Genomic DNA, 16,047 nt, shown 5'->3' with positions numbered 1-16,047 from the left:
GATGGATGTCGGTTATCGCACGCGGGGAGGCCGATTCGTTGACGCATTACCTACTAAGGCTATAGGATTTAGGGGGAATGTGTCCGGCGGGTCGACCTGGACCCGCTCCGGGCCGGGACCGATCCGCCGGGCACTCACCGCTGCGCGTCACAGTCAGTCCAGATCGAGCAGGACCTTGCCCGGCACCCGTCGTTCCCGCAGCGCCTCGACAGCGACCCCGAGGCGATGCCACGAGCCGCGCCAGCCGATCGGCGCCCGCAGCGCCCCCTGAGCCACGAGGTCCACCAGCAGCGCCAAATCGGCGGCCGGGGCGGTGGTGTCGCCGAAGGACCGTAGCGTCCGGGATGCGCCCGGGGCGAAGGTCGAGTTCACCGGAAAGAGCGCCGGTTCACCGGAGGCCCAGCCGATGCTGTGCAGCACCCCGCCCGGCGCGAGCAGACCCCACGCGGCCACCAACTGGGCGCCCCCCACGGTGTCCAGCACCACGTCGACCGGGTCGCCGACACCCTTCAGGCCGACCACCACCTCGTCGGCCCCCAGCGCCGCCAGCCCGTCGCCCCGGGACGCCGACCCGACCGCGGCGATCACGTACGCGCCCCCGTGCCGAGCCAGCTGGACGGCAACCCGGCCCACTCCCCCGGACGCCCCGGTGATCAGTACGCGACGCCCAGGCAGCGGACCGGACTCACGCAGCGTCCGCAGCGCGGTGAGGCCGACCATCGGCAGCGCGGCAACCTCGGGCAGGTCGACATCGGGGGGCACCACCGCGACGCTGTCCAGGTCGAACACCGCGCGTTGGGCCCACGCGCCCGGCCCGAAGGCGAGCACCCGGTCTCCCACACGGGGACCGGGGCCACTCTCGGCGGTGCGCAGCACCTCTCCGGCGGCGTCGTGCCCGAGCACTCGTCCGGCCGGCCAGAGATCGAGGTGACGGATCTCGCCGGCGTTGACGGCGGCGTGCCGCACCTCGACCAGCACCTGCTCCGGCCCGCATTCGGGCTCGGGGACATCGGTCACCCGGAACCCGTCGACGGTGTCCGGAGCGGCGACGATCGCACGCATGCAACCTCCCAAGGTCCTCGCCAGGCTTCCGACAGGCGGCCACAGTGGCGACCCTGTCTACGACGACCGGCGGAAGACGCCGGCCAATGGTCAGGCGGCAGCGCGACGGGCCGTGCCGTCCGGCGCGTCCGCGAGACCCGCGTAGCGACCCCGGTGGTAGAGCAGCGGGGAGCCGACGTCGGCGTGCCGGAGCAACTCCGGCTCGGCCAGCACGACCACGTGATCGCCGACGACCACCCGGTCGACGACCCGGCACACCAGCCAGGCCAGGGTGCCGTCGAGGATCGGCAGCCCGTTCGGCCCCGGCCGCCAGCGGGTCGGAGCGGCGAAGCGGTCGATGCCGCTCGTGGCGAAGGTCTGGGCCACCTCGTGCTGGCCGTGTGCGAGCAGGTGCACCGCCACGTGCCGGGCCTGCGCCAGCGTCGGCCACGTGGACGAGCCGAGGTTCAGACAGAACGAGACGATCGGCGGCGTCAGCGACACCGACGTGAACGATGTCGCGGTGAAGCCCACCGGCGGCGCACCGGGGGCGGTGACCACAGTGACGGTGCTGGCCTGGTGGCGCAGCAACCTGCGTAGCGCGTCGGCGTCGGCGTCGATCGGGTCGTCGGTGGACGAGGTCATGGGCGTTCCTCCCGAGTGGTGTGGGCGCGGAGCGCTAGGAACGGGCGGCGGGGTCGGCCGGCAGCCGCTCGTACGGGATCTTCTCGCCGGCCTCGACGGCGACCGGCAGCCGGTTCTCCGTCGGTGGCAGCGGGCACGTCGCGAAGTCGGTGTACGCGCACGGCAGGTTGACGGCCCGGTTGAAGTCCAGCGTCACCCGGCCCTGCTCGTCCGGCGCGCCGACGGCCAGCGACCGGTTGGCCCCATAGGTAGTGATGCCGGAGGTGGTGTCGGTGAACAGCACCGACAGGCTGCCGGGCGTCACACCGTTGAACGCGGTCAGGCTCATCGGCAGCCCGTCGACGCTGAACTCGATTCGGCCGGGCGCGTCGTAGGCGTGCTGGAGCCCCTCCACGGCAGCGCCGACCGTGGTCGGTCGGGGACGCTCGAACGGCACGAACCGTCCCTGGAGCACCCACCGTTCGCCGGGCGGGAAGGTGGCGGTGCCCCGGTAGTGCGTCCGCAGCGGGTGGTCGGGGCGTCGGGGTCGGAGGATGTCGCGCCCACCCCGCCGGGCCACCTCGAGGACGCCACCGTCGATGTCCACGGTGATGCCGGCGCGCTCGGCGATCGCCCCGAACTGATGCCTCGTCCGGACGCGCCGGCCGTCGACGATGATTTCCTCGTCGTCGGCGAGTGTCACCACCGGCCCGTCCGTCCCGGTGCGCCATTCCCCGGGCACACCCGGGAACCGCTGCGGCTCCGCGCTGAGCCAGTGCAGTCCGGACACGGCGAGGAAGCCGTGGCGGTCCGCCCGCACCTCCTCGTGCCGGCGGCGCCACTCCTGCCAGTCCGCGGTGAACGCGCGGGTGGATCGTTCGGCGTCGGCGGGTGCGGACGGGGCGAGATCACTGGTCATGACGGATCCCTCTCGTTGTCGTGCGGCCGCTCGGAAACGGGCGCGGACGTGCCGGACGCGAGCCGGCGGGACGACGACCGACGGGTAGGGGATCGCCCGCTCAGGCCGGAAGGGTCGCCACGCGACAGAGCTGCGCGGCGACCCGCATCAGGTCGACGACCCGGCGGGAGGTGAACAGCCGAACAAGCAGCATGGACCGATAATCCTACCTAACAAGTAGGATTTCAAGCCCCGGAGCCACGCGGCACCGCGTGGCTCCGGGCACGTCCGACGGAATGACTGGTCAGCGTCAGCCCTGACGGAGGGGGCGCAGGTGGCGGTCGGCCCACTCGGCGAACGGAGTCAGGGGAATGCCGAGGGCGCGCGCGAACTCCGGCCGGGCCGGCTGCCCGGCGACGTTCAGGAACTCGTGGGAGGTGGTGGCCCACGGCGGCATGCCGGCGGCAACCGCTTCCGCCTCGGTCATGTCGGGAGCGGTGCCGTCGATGCCGAGCGACTCACCGATGATCTTCGCGATTTCTGTCATCGGCAGGTGGTCGCCGGCCAGTTCGAGTTCGACGCGGTGGAAGCGGTCGGGGTCGGCGACGGCCGCCGCGGCTGCTCGGCCGATGTCGTCGACGGCGACCAGCGACAGGTGGGTCTGCGGCCGGAGGACCGTCGCGAGCCCGCCCGCGATGCCCCTCGGTAGCAGGTAGGCCATGTCGGGCAGGAAGTTCTCCATGAAGAAGCCCGGCTTGATCAGCGTCCACCGGTCGAAGCCGGCGGCCCGGACGCGTTCCTGCATGCCGGCCTTGGGCAGGAAGACGCGCTCCATCGCGGCCCAGCGTCCGTCGGTCCAGCCGGGGGTGTCCTCGTGCTGCCCGGCCCCGGAGACCGAGGTGTGCACGAACTGCGGGACCTCCGCGGCCAGCGCCGCCTCGATCAGGTTGACGCCCTGGGCGAGTTCGCTCTCGAAGTCCCAGGTGTCGCCGCGCAGCTCCGGCATCTGCACGGAGAAGACGGCGCGGGCGCCCCGGGCCGCCGGGACCAGCGATGCGGGGTCGCGGAGATCGCCGGTGACCAGCTCGGCGCCGAGGGCGGCGAGGGCGGCGGCCTTGGCGGCAGCAGGGTTACGGACCAGGGCGCGCACCGGCACGCCGGCGGCGAGCAGGGCACGGGCGGTTGCCCCGCCCTGCTGGCCGGTAGCGCCGGTGACCAGGACTGGTGCTCGATCTGACATGGATACACTCCTCGGCCGAAGAAACGGCGGGGCCCGCCGTTTATGCTTGCTAAGATACGGCGGACCCCGCCGCTTAGCAACGCCGAGGTGAGACATGCGAGCAGACGCCCGCCGCAACTACGAACTTCTGCTCGCGGTGGCAGCAGAGGCGGTGGCCGAGCACGGGGCCGACGCGTCGCTGGAACAGATTGCCCGGACCGCCGGGGTGGGCTCCGGCACGGTCCGCCGCCACTTCCCGACCCGGCACGCGCTGCTCGAAGCCGTCTTCCGGGATCGCATCGACGCCCTCTGCGCCCACGCCGGTGAACTGGCGGGCAACCCGGACCCCCGGGCCGCGCTCGTCGAATTCCTGATCGAGATGACGCGGGCCGCGGCGACGATCAGGGGCCTGGCCGAGGCGCTGAACCGCGGCCGCGTCGAAAGCGTCTACTGCGCGTCCGACCAACTGTCCGAGGCGGGTGAGCCACTGGTACGCCGGGCCGCCGAGGCCGGAGTGCTGGCACCCGACGTCACCTTCGCCGACCTGTCGACGCTTGTCACCGGGATCGCCCTGGCAACCGAGAACGACCCCGACCCCGCCACCACAGCGACCCGCCTGCTCTCGCTGGCCATGACGGGGTTCACGGTGACACCGCAGGAACCCACACAACAGAGCCCACTTCCGAGACCAGGACGTGATCGCAAGCCGTAGCTCGGGCGAGCTCCGCCGGACCTGATAGCGGTCCGCGCTACGGCTCGCGGGACTGCCCGGCCGAACGGCGCCTCGCCCACGGCGACCACCTGCACCGGTACGGCGCGCTCCCCGGCGTGCACCGCGTCGAAACCGAGATCGTCGCGCAGAGGGGCAAGCGGGCGGGACCACTCGTCGCCTCCGGAGCCTGAGCGCGGCTTGCTTTCGAGCGCGCTCGAAGCTTTAGCGTCGGGGCCGTGACCACGACAGACGAGACGAGAACATGGATCATCACGGGCGCCAGTTCAGGCCTCGGTCTGGGGCTCGCCGAGGCGGCACTCCAGGCTGGCGAGCATGTGATCGGGACCGCGCGACGGGCCGACCGCTTCGACGGGCTCAAGGCGCGGTACGGGGATAGGCTCCTCGCCGTCGAGCACGATGTGCGCGACACGGCCGGAGCGGCCGGGGTCGTGCAGCGGGCGCTGGAGGTGTTCGGGCGCGTCGACGTGCTCGTCAACAATGCAGGCGCCGGACAGGTCGGCGCCGCCGAAGAGATCACGGACGCTGCTCTGCGGGCCATGCTCGAGCAGCACCTGTTCGGCCCGGCCGCCTATGTGCGTGCCGTGCTGCCCCACATGAGGGAACGTCGCTCTGGTGCGATCGTGCAGATGAGCAGCCAGGGCGGGCGGATGTCGTTTCCCGCCGTCGGCAGCTACTCAGCCGGCAAGTTCGCGCTCGAGGGCTGGTCGGAGGCGCTGGCGGGCGAGGTCGCACCGTTCGGCATCCGCGTCCTCATCGTCGAGCCCAGTCGCTTCCGCACCGCGTTCAACGCCGCGGACGTGCTCAACACAGCGCGGCAGAGCTCGATCTACGACGGGGTCACCGGTGCCGTGCGCGCGAACATGGAGGGAGCCGACGGCATCCAGGAGGGCGACCCGGCACGAGCCGCCCGGGTGATCCGGGACATGCTCGACACACCCGACGCGCCGCTCCGGCTCCCGCTCGGCGCCGAGGCGGTTCGCAACCTCACCCGCGTCTACCGTGCGGCGCTCGACGACGTCGAGAAGTGGGCGTCGGTGAGCGAGTCGGCGGACTTCCCAGGCATGCCGCCCGCGGTTCGCGCGTTCTGATCGCCGTACGCTGATGGCCATGGCCACCGAAGCGCTGATCGAACGCATCCAGGGCCCGAGCACCGTGACGGAACGCCGACGCATCATGCGCGACCAGCACGACCGGATCACGCGGCAGATCCGTGAGCTCAGACTGGCGCTGGAGACCACCGAGTACAAGATCCGCGTCTACGACGGGCACCCGGAAGGCTGACCCACTCAGCCGCCGTCGGCCGCGGAAGCTGAACAGCGTTCTTCTTGTCTGCCACGACGCGGACCTTCCCGGGGCGTTGATCACGACCTGCAGCCGGATGGCGATCCCGCACCATACCGATGACGCGCAGGCTTGCCCGACCGCAGCCGGGACGCGCAGACTTGGCGGATGCGCCCGGGGATGGCAGACGGTCGCCTATCAGTGGCTTCACGTGCTGTGACGCACCCGGCTGTCTGGTCGGTGCCGGCGATGGCGCTGCTGGTGCTCGTGGCCATGCCGTTCAACGACGCGTTCTACGGTTTCTGGGTCAACTACGACGCGCAGGGTGACGCACAGCAGTACGAGCTGCTCCACACCACGCGCATCTTCCAGTACACCTCCGGCGTCCTCTGCGGACAAGTGTTGGCGTTGCTGGCCGGGGCCGCCCTGGCCAGCCGCTACACACAGGCGAGGGCGCTGGTCGTGGCGGTCCCGCTCGCGCTGCTCCTGGCCGGCGTGGCCGTCGCGGTCGCCTACCCGCTCGCCCGCGCACGCGAGGGCGTCTATTTCACGACCCCGGCACTCGATGACCCGATCCTGGTGCGGGTCCTCCTGTGCGAGCTGGCCGCCTTCCCGCTCTATGCCGCTGCCGGCGTCGGTCTCGGCGCGCTGCTGCTGGGGCACCTGCGGCGAGCCGCGACGCGCTGGCCGCTCGTGTTCCTGTTCCTGCTGGGCTGGTTCGCCGCCACCCTGGCCGGGCTGCTGCAGGACGACCGGTTCGCCGGGCCGTACGCGCTGTTGTGGGCCGTCCCACCGATCGCGGCCGGCACGGCGATCGCGCTGGCCGGGCTGTCGACGGATGTCTGGGCCGTACCGCCCGTGCCGGTGGGTGACTGGGGGCGCGGCAGCAGCGCCGCCCTGCTGGTGGGTGCCGCCGCTTACGCCCTGGGGTTGAACCTGCTGGCCCGCTGGGCCGGTCGCCGGGCGCCCCGCCCGACGAAGGGGTGACCGTGGTCGCCCTCGGCGACGACAGCGCGGAAGCCCGTTACCGGCCGAACCGGCGGCGGGCTTCCTACCTGCGTATATCTGGGGTGGGCGATACTCGGATCCAACCAGTGACCTCTTCGCTGTGAGCTGTCGGCGAGCCGGTCGGATCAGGCTCGTTGCGAGGTCAGAGGGCTTGGTGGGGCTCGTCTCGACCGGGCTCGGCTGGCACGGTTGCTGCACCTCGCTGCTGTGCTACCGGCATGAGGTGGCCGGCTTCCCTGGTCCAGCCGAGGAAGCGGCGGTGCAGCACGCCGGCCGGCGTCCAGGGCATGTCCTCGGTGGCCTGGACGAGGTAGGCACCAAGGTAGAGGGCCAGCGACACCGGAGCGTCCGCGTACTCCGCCCGCAGCTCCCGCTTCCGGGTCGGGCAGGGCCAGGGCAGGTCGCAGCCACCGCAGCTCCAGACCGGCATGACCGGGCCGTGGGTGGTCACTGCACACCCTCCAGGAACCGCGCGGTGATCGCCCGCGCCTGCCGGCTCGTCGCCCATTCCACCTGCCAACAGGGGTACGGAGTCAGCCGCGCCCACCACGCTCGGCACCCGGCACCCATGCCGTCGAGCCCTTGTACATGAGGTTCCCCCGGTAGGTCGGAGGCTCCGACCTACCGGGGGAACCTCACCTCAGCGGTTGCAGGTACTGGATAAGAGGCCCCACCGTTCCGCCGTCACGGCCGAACAGGCGCACGCTTAGCGGACGGCGAGGCTGTCGGATTCGTGACGGCAACCTGGCGGAGCGGTGGGGCGCGCCTACGCTGAGCGCACGTTTCGTCCGGCGACCCGCCCGACGCCGCCAACAGCCCGGCAGCGTCCCGCCCCGGGCCGGTGGCCGCTCCGGAAGGAGCCGTTTCATGCCATCGATCCTCGCCACCGCTTTCCTCGCGGCCGCCTTGACGGCCGCACCCACCGCCGCCGCGTCTGCCGCGCCCGGCGCTTTGGCCGGCTATCGCATGGTGGACCTCGGCACCCTCGGCGGCGACAGCAGCTACGCCAGCGCAATGAACGACCGCGGCGACGTGGTCGGCCGCGCCCAGGCCGCCGACGGCACCTACCGCGGGTTCCTCTGGCGCCACGGCCGGATGATCGATCTCGGCGCCTTCAACCCGATCGACGTCAACGACCGCGGCCAGGTCGTCGGCACCCGCGGCGACGGCTCCGGCGGGTACGTCTGGCACCGCGGTGTCCTGCGGCCGCTGGGCGCCCCGTCCACCCTGCCCGTGGCGATCAACAACCGCGGCCAGGTCCTCGGCCGCACCGACGCAGGCCCCGTCCTGTGGACGAACGGCCGTGCCCGGCCCTTGGCCCTCAGCGAAGTGTCCGACGTCAACGACCGCGGCCAGGTCTCCGGCGGGGTGTACGTGCCGGGCGGCTTCCACGCCGCCCTGTGGCACAGTGGCCGGGTCACCGACCTCGGCGCCGGCCCCTTCGACCGCAGCAACACGTACGCCCTCAACGACCGCGGCTGGATGATCGGCTGGCAGTTCTCGGCCGAGCAGTTCGAGCGCGGCATCCTCTGGCGGCACGGCCGCGCCCTGGACGTCGGCACCCTCGGCGGCAGCTTCACCCAGCTGCGGGCAATCAACAACCGCGGCGAGATCCTGGCCAGCTCCCAGGCCACCGACAGAAGCGCCCGCCCGGCGCTGTGGCGACGCGGCGTCCTGCACGACCTCAGCCTCGCCGGGGTCAGCACGGACGGCGAGGTCGTCGACCTCGATGACCGCGGCCGCATCGCCGCGACGATCCGCCCGGTCTGGGGTATCAGCCGCGCGGTCGTCTACCACCCGCGCTGACGGGGCCGGTCCCAGACGGCGACCGGTCACCCGCCCGGATCAGACCCGGACGGCCTCCCACCCCGGCTCGGCGGCTAGGCGTCGGCGCAGACCCTCGCCTCGATGTTGACGTTCGGCAGCCGGTCCAGCCACCGCGGCAGCCACCATGCGCGGCGGCCCCGCAGTGAAATCACCGCCGGTGATCAGCACCAGAGCGGGGTGGGGTGGGGTGGGGTGGACAGCTACCTGTTCAAGCTGATCCGGGAGTCCATCCCGCTGACGCAGGAGCAGCTGCCACCTCGTGCCATGCCCGTGCTCGTTCCTACAACTAGCCCTAAGCTCAGGTACTGGCCGAGTGAACCTTCGAGTTGACACCTTCGGTCTTCTCTGGGAGGCCACGCCCACTCGCTCGCTCACATCGTCGCAGGTCACGGCGTCGATATCCGCTCGACGCCAGTGAGCACTTCGGACGCGCTGACCACTTCGCCAACCTGCACCCAATCTGCACCCACCCGTAAGGGCCCGAACCGCCACAGCTCTTTAACGCTGCGACCTGCGGATACTCCCCTACTAGGCGACATTGATTGCCGTTGACTGCTGTTCACTGCCGTTGAGCGCAGTTTGTGAAGCAGGACGCCGCGCGGGGTCTGACCTGGGGAAACGAGAACTTGCAGGTCGGGCTGGGTGCAGTTGAGCGCCGTTCGATGCCGCTAGGTGCTGTTCAACGCCGTTCAGTGCACCCGCCTGCTCCCATCCTGCTCCCCTAATCTCGGGCTTGCCGACCGATGGCACGGGGCGGTACTCAGCTGCGCGGTACTGCTTTCTCGCGCCGTCGATACTCGCTCTGGGCCGGCCCCGGGTGTCTGCGCTTCGCGGCCGGTAATCGATCACCGTGTACGCCAAAACGCCACGAAGGGCACGTCGCCGCCCCCCGAACGCGACGGCTACCGACCGCTCCCCCACCCGGCCGGGCCCCGAACCTCATGGTCCGGAGCCCGGCAGGTGGATGGTCGTGCTAAGCGACTGCCGCAGCGGATTTCACCGACGGGATCGGGAAGCTCGGCGAGGGGGCGGCGGGGGCAGGCCGGAGACGATCCACAGCCGCATCATGTCGTGAGTGATCAGCGGGGCCGAAGCCCGTTCCGGCCTCCTAGAAGAGGGTTGCCTTGGCGCACGACGAGACCGCACCTGCACCGTTGATCCTGCAGCTGTAGATCTGCACGTCGCGAACGTCCTTGAAGGTCCAGCTGTGATACACAGTGTCGTAGGCCCCGGTGGTCACCTTGATCGGGTTGGCAGTCGAGTAAACCCATGAGCTGCCGTTCCACTTGTAGTAGGTCAGGTGCAGCGCCGCACCGTAACCATCCGGGCAGAGATCACGCTCCCATGCGTCGAAGCCGCCTGCGAATGCCTGGTAGCCACCTTTGACGCCGCCATTCGCGTAGTAGGTGTAGGTGCCCCCCGCCTTGGTCGTCATATCACAGCCGCGGCCCGAATCAGCTGGTCCGTTGGCATAGAAGTTCAACGTGGTGGCGGCGCTGGCCGGAGTGGCGAATGCCATGACTGCCGTCGCCGTCGCGCAAGCCATCAGGGCCGTCCTCTTGATGAATCTCATGAGCGCGTGAAACCTCCATGCTCTAGCGATCGCGGAAAGACGGGGTTGAGTCCCCGTATCGCGCCTACGTGGGTGCGCGAGGCGACCTGCAAGCCATTGTGGACGTCACGAGTCTGGATGGCGTTAGCGCAGAGCGCACGCCGCTTAGCTCTCGACGCCGACCAGGCTGTGCGGAACCATCCCCCGATACTCGCTGGGCGTCATGTCGTAGGAGAGCCGAAATGTCCGGGTGAAATCGGCCGGTCGCGGAAAGCCCCAGCGCAGCGCGATCGCGTAAATCGGACGATCTCGCAGCCGGGGATCGGCGAGATCGCGGCGGCAACGGGCCAGTCGTTCACGACGGATCCAGGCTGAGACGGTCAAGTCCTGCTGCCGGAAGAGTTGGTGGAGGTGGCGGACTGAGATCTGGTGCGCGGCGGCGATGGTGACCGGGGACAACTCCGGATCACCGAGGTGCTGTTGGATGAAGGCGTGAATGCGCAGCATGAGAGCGTTCTGAGAGCTCTCGGGCGGCAGTTCGCATCCAGCGCCTAGTTCCCGGGCGAGTGTGATGGACAGCAGATCGAGGAGTACCGTGGCCAGCCGAGGGGAGTCCGCAGGCTCGTAGTCGCGTGCGCCCCTGACCAGTCCGAACAGGAACTGTGCGACCAGACCTCCGGTTCCGACCCTCCCGGACAAGCGCGCGCCGAGCAGTTGCTCGAAGTTGCGCGTGGACAGCAGCGCTCTGGGGAACTGTGCCACCACCGTGCGAGCCACCACCGGATTCGCGGCGGTCACGTGCGCCTCGTATGGATGTGACGTGTCGTAGAGCACGAGGTCGTCCGGCCCCGCAACGCTTTCCCGGCCGCGTTGGGCGATCCCTTGCTTGCCTCCCAGGATCATCCCGAGGCTGAGATACCCCGGGTCACTCTGCCGGATCATTCTCGGCGTACGCCGACACCGCAACGAGGGATACGTCATGGCAACGATCTGAACCGCGCCTAGGTCGAGATGCTGCATCGTTGCCCGAAAGTCGTGGTGCGGGATTTCGGTGGCTACGTCCGAGGCCACGAGCGATCGCATCGTCATCTCGTGCCAGCGGGCGAATCGCTCGTCGACCGGGAAGTCCCTGCTGTCGAACAACGTCTGAATCATCGTCATCACCCTTTCGACACAGGACAGCAAGAGACCAGGGCAACTACATAGGCCCGCGACTCTCTGGGAAGTACAGCACACCGTGAGTACTGCACCGCATGCGTTGAGGGGTCGAGGGGCATCGATGTCAAGACGTGCGGTCGACGGTGATCTTCAGCGGCGGGCACCGGCATTACTGTGCATCACCAGCGGTGATGAACGCCAGCACGCCGGGAGCGGCATCAGAGCGTGCTCGGTCTTGACTCGAGCTGCCCGCCGTCGGGTAACTCTGTCGCCGTGTCGTGGCCCGGCGACAATGCTCACCGGACGGCGATACGACGAGGGTCGGAGGGTGTTGCTGGAGTGGGTCGACGGTTGGGCGGACACGAATGGCCGGTGATGGTCAGTTCCGTTCACCTCGGGCGCCATCAGTACCGGGTCATGCGGCCCCGGGGTTCGCCGGTCTGTACGAGGGCCGTCTCGGAGCCCAGTTCTGCCTCGACAAGGAAACAGCGATGCTGTTCGCTCTGGCGTGGGGGCTGGCCGCCCGGTCGCCGCACACGATCATCTATCTTCCCCTACGTCGCGCGACACGTCCCCACCACCACAGTTGGGGGCGCCCGCTCGACCTGGTGTTGCTGCATCACCGCCTCGCGTTCCCGCCGTCGCGGTGGAAGCAGGTCCGTTCCCGGTTGGGGACCGGTCGGCCACACACCGTCGTCCTACCCGGTCAGGCGTGGCCGGCGCGGTCGATCGATGATCACCGACGAGTCCGGCATCAAGAGTTCCGCGATCATCTGCGGTGGGACATCGCCGCCGACACGTTGGTGCTCACCGGCAGCCGCGAAGCGTTCGAGTTGGAAGCCGACCAGGCCCGCGCCTTGGCCGAGGAGTGCCCCGCCCATCGCGCTCGCGTCCCCGGCACGCACTGTTGCGCCGAGATCGGCATGGGCAGAACGCGCCGCCACCCCGACCGACGCCGACCGTACGCCGAACTGCATGCCGAATACTCACGGTAATGCCGCGGTCCGGCAGCGGCAGGCCACGGTCAGCAACTCGCGCGCGCTCCACCAGCCGTTACCCGAGCAGATCCGCCACGCGGTCCGGTCGGCCATCGGCTGCCCGGCGTCGCGGGCCTCGTCAACAAGAAACCGGTAGCCGAACTCCGGATCATCACGGTGGGCGTCGAACAACGCATTCACCCGGTACGCCGCCACCTCCTCGGCGCTGGTGACGGGTCGGGCCAGCCACCGGTAGTAGGGCTGACGAGCGATCTTCAATACCCGGCACGTCACCGCCACGGGGATCCCGTCGGCGGCCAGCTCGCTCACGAGCGGGTAGAGCCTTTTCCCGGCAGATGCGCCTGCGACAAGTACGCCGCGGCCCGGCGCAGGACCTCGTTCTCCTGCTCCAACAACCTGATCCGCTTACGCGCCTCCCGCAGCTCGGCCGACTCGCTGCTGACCGTCCCGGCGTCGGCGTCGGCCTGGCGAAGCCACTTGAACAACGTCATCGGATGGACGCCGAAGTCCTTGGCGATCTGCTCGACCGTCACGCCTGGCTCGCGGTCACGAGCGACACGCACGACGTCATCCCGGAACTCTCCGGTAGGGCTTGGGCACAGCGACATCCTTCCAGCCCGCCCACAGGGCAAGCCATCACAGATGTCACCTATCGGTGCAGCAGACCCCTCACCCGCAGGGCGACATTGGCGAGAGCCGAGGTTCGGATAGTCGAAACCAGCGGCATCCCACCCGCCCGGAACGACCAGCTCGCCCCGAAGGCGTCCTCGTCACGCTGCTACGAATGCGGAACCACACCCGCTGTCTGACCCTCGTCCGCGACGGCGGCCACCTGGTCGCCACCCGGCGCCAGGCGACGCCTTTAACTAACCAGCTACGAGACGTCCCTTAGAGGTCCTAACCTAATGATGTTGGGCGTAACCGACCGGATGTGAGGGTCGTTTCGTCTGGACGTGAGGAGGGGTGAGCAGCCGCCGTGGATCGTCTCGGATGAGTTGTGGGCCGAGATCGCACCGCTGCTGCCACCCCGCCCACCACGCCGCCGCCGGTACCCGGGGCGCAAGCCGCTGGATGACCGCAAGGTGCTGTGCGGGATCTTGTTCGTGCTCTACACCGCGATCCCGTGGGAGTACCTGCCCCAGGAACTCGGGTTCGGCTCCGGGATGACCTGCTGGCGCAGGTTGCGGGACTGGAACCAGGCGGGGGTGTGGCAACGGCTGCACGAGGTGCTGCTGGCCCGGCTGCGCGGCGCGGGCCAGTTGGACATGTCGAGGGCGGTGATCGACGGCTCCCACATCCGGGCGCTCAAGGGCGGCCCAAAACTGGTCCGAGCCCGGTCGACCGCCGCAAGCCTGGCTCGAAACACCACGTCATCACCGACGCCGGCGGCATCCCTCTCGCGGTCACGCTGACCGGCGGCAACCGCCACGACTCCACCCAGACCACCGCCCTGCTCGACGCCATCCCCCCGATCGGCGGACGCCCCGGCCCGCCACGGCGGCGCCCCGACCGGCTGTATGCCGATCGGGGCTACGACTACGACAGCCACCGCCAACAGATCCGGGCCCGCGGCGTCACCCCCGTCATCGCCCGACGCGGCACACCCCACGGCTCTGGCCTCGGCACCCGACGCTGGGTCGTCGAACGCACCATCGCCTGGCTGCACTGGTTCCGCCGCCTGCGCATCCGCTGGGAAATCCGCGACGACATCCACCAAGCCTTCCTCAGCCTCGCCTGCGCCCTCATCTGCTGGCGCCAACTCCAACGCACCCAAAGTTAGGAGTTCTTAGGAGTACGGCTCGAAGGTGGTTGGCAGGACCTCACGGAGGTAGTCCAGCGAGCTGACCCTTCCGGTGCCGCCCAGAGCATCCAACAGTAGGTCCAACATGCCGCCTGGATAGCGTTCTCCGGTCCGGCCGCGAATGTCGGCCACCACGCACGTCCACCCGTCGGCGGGCTTGCTGGGCAACTCCCAACAAAGCTCAAGCTCGCCGTTGACCGTCCCCCAAGCGAACAGTTCACCCGGCTTGTTGCCGAACCTGTAGTAATCCTCGATACCGTTGGCCGGATCGGTTCGCCATAGAAGTACGTCGACGTAGCAAGCCGCATCCTCGCGGTATTCCCTCTCGCATGGGTGGAACACCTGCACGAAGTCGAACGCGCCCGGAGGGAACCGCTCCACGTACTGCCGAAAGTCCGTCGGGAACTGGTGACCGAAGGCAGCCTCCAACGACGACCAGTCCGGGTCGTACGGAGACCTGCCACTCCAGCCAACCAACGCCGCCAGCCTGTCAACCGCAGTACTCGCACCTGTCACGCTCACATCCTTCCAGGCTGGCCGATGGCTACTGCTACAGCACAAGATCGGCTCATCCGCCGTCCCGTATGCCGCCCGGCATGTGCGCGCACCTCGGGCGGCTCTAGGGTGCCTGCTCGACAAACGTGTCGTCGAACGGCCATTGATCGGCGCCAAGATCGGTTCGGATGCTGCACCGGTACCTGAGTAGGTCGATCCGGTCCGCATCGTGCAGGTCCCGGTCCGGCTGTCTCGACGGATCGGCGTCGACGTTGTAGTACAGGTGGCCCTCGGCGATGTAGTCGCGACGAAAATCCGTACTCCACTGGGAGTTGTGACCCCATCCGTGGGACAGATCCACCGCTCTGCGGTTGCACCGCCACCAGGCCCAGTACAGCGCCGAGCGTGCCGCCACGTCGGCGTCGAGGTGATGAGCGCCGGCCCGGACCGCCACGCCTGCTCGGGCCACCAGCAGGCTGCCGACGATCGCGCCCGGCCAGAACTCGCCGATGACGCTCGGCGGCTCGTCGGCGTCGTCGCTGACCTGCACCGAGACGATCTCATGGAAGAACGGGTGGAATGACGACTCGGCCAGCGGTGCCGCCCTGATCGCGGCGCGGAACGTCGGCCATGCCGACGTGCCCGGGATGGTGCCCCGCCACCACGGCTTGCCGCTGGTCCAGTCCAGCAACTGCGGATCGGAGTTGCCCGGTTGAAAGGCCGACAGCAGCACGTCGACGATGCGACTGAACGCGTACAGCCCTTCCAGGGCCGTGTAGTGGTTGCCCTCACGCGGAACACGAACCCGACGGCTGTCCGGACGGCCCAACTCGTGCAACTCGGCTACGAGGTGAGGACGCCTGTCTAGCCAAGGCTGTAACACCTCGCCACCCCAACCCGCAGCCGGACCATCCCGCAGCTCGACGAACAAGTCTTGGAATTCCCACAACGTCGACGGCACGCCGCGCACGGTAAGCCACCCGCACCGCGGCGACAACCGGCGTCTGACAGGACGTGCAGGGCCGGTGCGCGTACGACTGCGACGGCGCAGCCCTTGATCACATGCGCTGTCATGGGCCATGAGCGCACGGGCCGGTCTGCAAGCCCTGCCCTGCCCGCACGGTCATGCGATGATCTGCGCGCTGAACCTGACCGGTCATCGCCCTGGGCTCAGGAGATCAATCGTGGGGTTCTTCGGCACCTACCTCTTCAACGGACACCGGTGGACGGCACACCACCCCGCCGAACAGCCGACCATCCCGGAACCGTGGCTGCTCGCCGACATCCATGACAGCGACATCGCCACGATCACCTACCGTCCACCCGGCCCCGGCAGCGGTCTCGCCTACCTCGGTGACACCCCACGCACATACTTCGAAAACCCGGACGCCTCAGGGACACGATAGGTCTCA

19 protein-coding genes are annotated in these 16,047 nt (G+C 69.3%); 7 read left to right on the top strand and 12 right to left on the bottom strand.

The annotated features are described in order from the left end of the window. Positions 1–153: 153 nt before the first annotated feature. The 4 genes from MicB006_RS24210 to MicB006_RS24195 all read right to left on the bottom strand — a co-directional run bounded on the left by MicB006_RS24210 (position 154) and on the right by MicB006_RS24195 (position 3,803). The gene (locus tag MicB006_RS24210) at positions 154–1,062 is read right to left on the bottom strand and encodes a zinc-binding dehydrogenase (protein ID WP_192900130.1); all 909 of its coding nucleotides are present in this window, start codon (positions 1,060–1,062) and stop codon (positions 154–156) included. A 90-nt stretch (positions 1,063–1,152) separates the two neighbouring features. After that, a complete protein-coding gene (locus MicB006_RS24205; RefSeq protein ID WP_116509149.1) occupies positions 1,153–1,686 on the bottom strand; it encodes a flavin reductase family protein in 534 nt (177 codons plus the stop codon). A 34-nt stretch (positions 1,687–1,720) separates the two neighbouring features. Next, positions 1,721–2,584 carry a DUF1684 domain-containing protein gene (locus MicB006_RS24200; RefSeq protein WP_116509140.1) on the bottom strand — a complete coding sequence of 288 codons (864 nt, stop codon included), beginning with the start codon at positions 2,582–2,584 and terminating at the stop codon, positions 1,721–1,723. 289 nt (positions 2,585–2,873) lie between these two features. Next, on the bottom strand, positions 2,874–3,803 hold the full coding sequence (locus tag MicB006_RS24195; RefSeq protein ID WP_116509138.1) for an NmrA family NAD(P)-binding protein: 930 nt from the start codon (positions 3,801–3,803) through the stop codon (positions 2,874–2,876). Positions 3,804–3,897: 94 nt separating this feature from the next. Here MicB006_RS24195 and MicB006_RS24190 point away from each other — a divergent pair, with 94 nt between their 5' ends. The 4 genes from MicB006_RS24190 to MicB006_RS24175 all read left to right on the top strand — a co-directional run bounded on the left by MicB006_RS24190 (position 3,898) and on the right by MicB006_RS24175 (position 6,783). After that, positions 3,898–4,494 (top strand): TetR/AcrR family transcriptional regulator, encoded by a 597-nt coding sequence (locus MicB006_RS24190; RefSeq protein WP_116509136.1) that lies wholly within the window; start codon positions 3,898–3,900, stop codon positions 4,492–4,494. Positions 4,495–4,730: 236 nt separating this feature from the next. Further along, positions 4,731–5,603 (top strand): SDR family NAD(P)-dependent oxidoreductase, encoded by an 873-nt coding sequence (locus tag MicB006_RS24185; protein ID WP_116509134.1) that lies wholly within the window; start codon positions 4,731–4,733, stop codon positions 5,601–5,603. Between the two features lie 19 nt (positions 5,604–5,622). After that, the gene (locus MicB006_RS24180) at positions 5,623–5,796 is read left to right on the top strand and encodes a hypothetical protein (RefSeq protein ID WP_192900129.1); all 174 of its coding nucleotides are present in this window, start codon (positions 5,623–5,625) and stop codon (positions 5,794–5,796) included. 216 nt (positions 5,797–6,012) lie between these two features. Continuing rightward, on the top strand, positions 6,013–6,783 hold the full coding sequence (locus MicB006_RS24175) for a hypothetical protein (RefSeq protein ID WP_116509132.1): 771 nt from the start codon (positions 6,013–6,015) through the stop codon (positions 6,781–6,783). Positions 6,784–6,946: 163 nt separating this feature from the next. Here MicB006_RS24175 and MicB006_RS24170 read toward each other — a convergent pair whose 3' ends face one another. Further along, the gene (locus tag MicB006_RS24170) at positions 6,947–7,255 is read right to left on the bottom strand and encodes a hypothetical protein (protein WP_116509130.1); all 309 of its coding nucleotides are present in this window, start codon (positions 7,253–7,255) and stop codon (positions 6,947–6,949) included. 416 nt (positions 7,256–7,671) lie between these two features. Here MicB006_RS24170 and MicB006_RS24165 point away from each other — a divergent pair, with 416 nt between their 5' ends. After that, positions 7,672–8,610 (top strand): hypothetical protein, encoded by a 939-nt coding sequence (locus MicB006_RS24165; RefSeq protein ID WP_116509128.1) that lies wholly within the window; start codon positions 7,672–7,674, stop codon positions 8,608–8,610. Between the two features lie 1,129 nt (positions 8,611–9,739). Here the strand turns inward: MicB006_RS24165 and MicB006_RS24160 are convergent. The 5 genes from MicB006_RS24160 to MicB006_RS32480 all read right to left on the bottom strand — a co-directional run bounded on the left by MicB006_RS24160 (position 9,740) and on the right by MicB006_RS32480 (position 12,947). Further along, positions 9,740–10,204 carry a hypothetical protein gene (locus MicB006_RS24160; protein ID WP_135239504.1) on the bottom strand — a complete coding sequence of 155 codons (465 nt, stop codon included), beginning with the start codon at positions 10,202–10,204 and terminating at the stop codon, positions 9,740–9,742. 144 nt (positions 10,205–10,348) lie between these two features. After that, positions 10,349–11,338: a helix-turn-helix domain-containing protein gene (locus MicB006_RS24155; protein WP_161565947.1), complete on the bottom strand. Its 990-nt coding sequence runs from the start codon at positions 11,336–11,338 to the stop codon at positions 10,349–10,351. Between the two features lie 701 nt (positions 11,339–12,039). Beyond that, positions 12,040–12,318, bottom strand: coding sequence for a hypothetical protein (locus tag MicB006_RS31710; protein WP_152037882.1), 279 nt, complete (start codon positions 12,316–12,318; stop codon positions 12,040–12,042). Positions 12,319–12,327: 9 nt separating this feature from the next. Then, positions 12,328–12,648, bottom strand: a complete 321-nt coding sequence (locus MicB006_RS24145) for a hypothetical protein (protein ID WP_116509121.1) — start codon at positions 12,646–12,648, stop codon at positions 12,328–12,330. Beyond that, entirely contained in the window at positions 12,645–12,947 is a 303-nt protein-coding gene (locus tag MicB006_RS32480; RefSeq protein ID WP_225980478.1) for a transposase, read from the bottom strand. The genes MicB006_RS24145 and MicB006_RS32480 overlap by 4 nt, the downstream gene beginning before the upstream one ends. Before the next feature lie 372 nt (positions 12,948–13,319). On the opposite strand from MicB006_RS32480, the gene MicB006_RS24130 reads away from it, so the two are divergent. After that, positions 13,320–14,119, top strand: a protein-coding gene (locus MicB006_RS24130; protein ID WP_210893946.1) for an IS5 family transposase whose coding sequence is annotated in 2 segments (ribosomal slippage) — positions 13,320–13,656 and positions 13,656–14,119 — 801 coding nt in all. Because the reading frame shifts where the segments join, the coding sequence is not laid out codon by codon here. Between the two features lie 6 nt (positions 14,120–14,125). On the opposite strand, the gene MicB006_RS24125 is transcribed toward MicB006_RS24130, so the two are convergent. Both MicB006_RS24125 and MicB006_RS24120 read right to left on the bottom strand, forming a co-directional pair. Next, the gene (locus MicB006_RS24125) at positions 14,126–14,656 is read right to left on the bottom strand and encodes a hypothetical protein (protein ID WP_152037881.1); all 531 of its coding nucleotides are present in this window, start codon (positions 14,654–14,656) and stop codon (positions 14,126–14,128) included. A gap of 103 nt (positions 14,657–14,759) precedes the next feature. Next, a complete protein-coding gene (locus MicB006_RS24120) occupies positions 14,760–15,596 on the bottom strand; it encodes a hypothetical protein (RefSeq protein ID WP_116509117.1) in 837 nt (278 codons plus the stop codon). 169 nt (positions 15,597–15,765) lie between these two features. Here MicB006_RS24120 and MicB006_RS24115 point away from each other — a divergent pair, with 169 nt between their 5' ends. Next, positions 15,766–16,041, top strand: coding sequence for a hypothetical protein (locus MicB006_RS24115; protein WP_152037880.1), 276 nt, complete (start codon positions 15,766–15,768; stop codon positions 16,039–16,041). Positions 16,042–16,047: the final 6 nt, after the last annotated feature.

Origin of the sequence: Micromonospora sp. B006 (assembly GCF_003408515.1) — a bacterium.
GTDB lineage: Bacteria > Actinomycetota > Actinomycetes > Mycobacteriales > Micromonosporaceae > Micromonospora > Micromonospora echinospora_A.
This window is presented reverse-complemented; position numbering and strand designations above follow the sequence as displayed.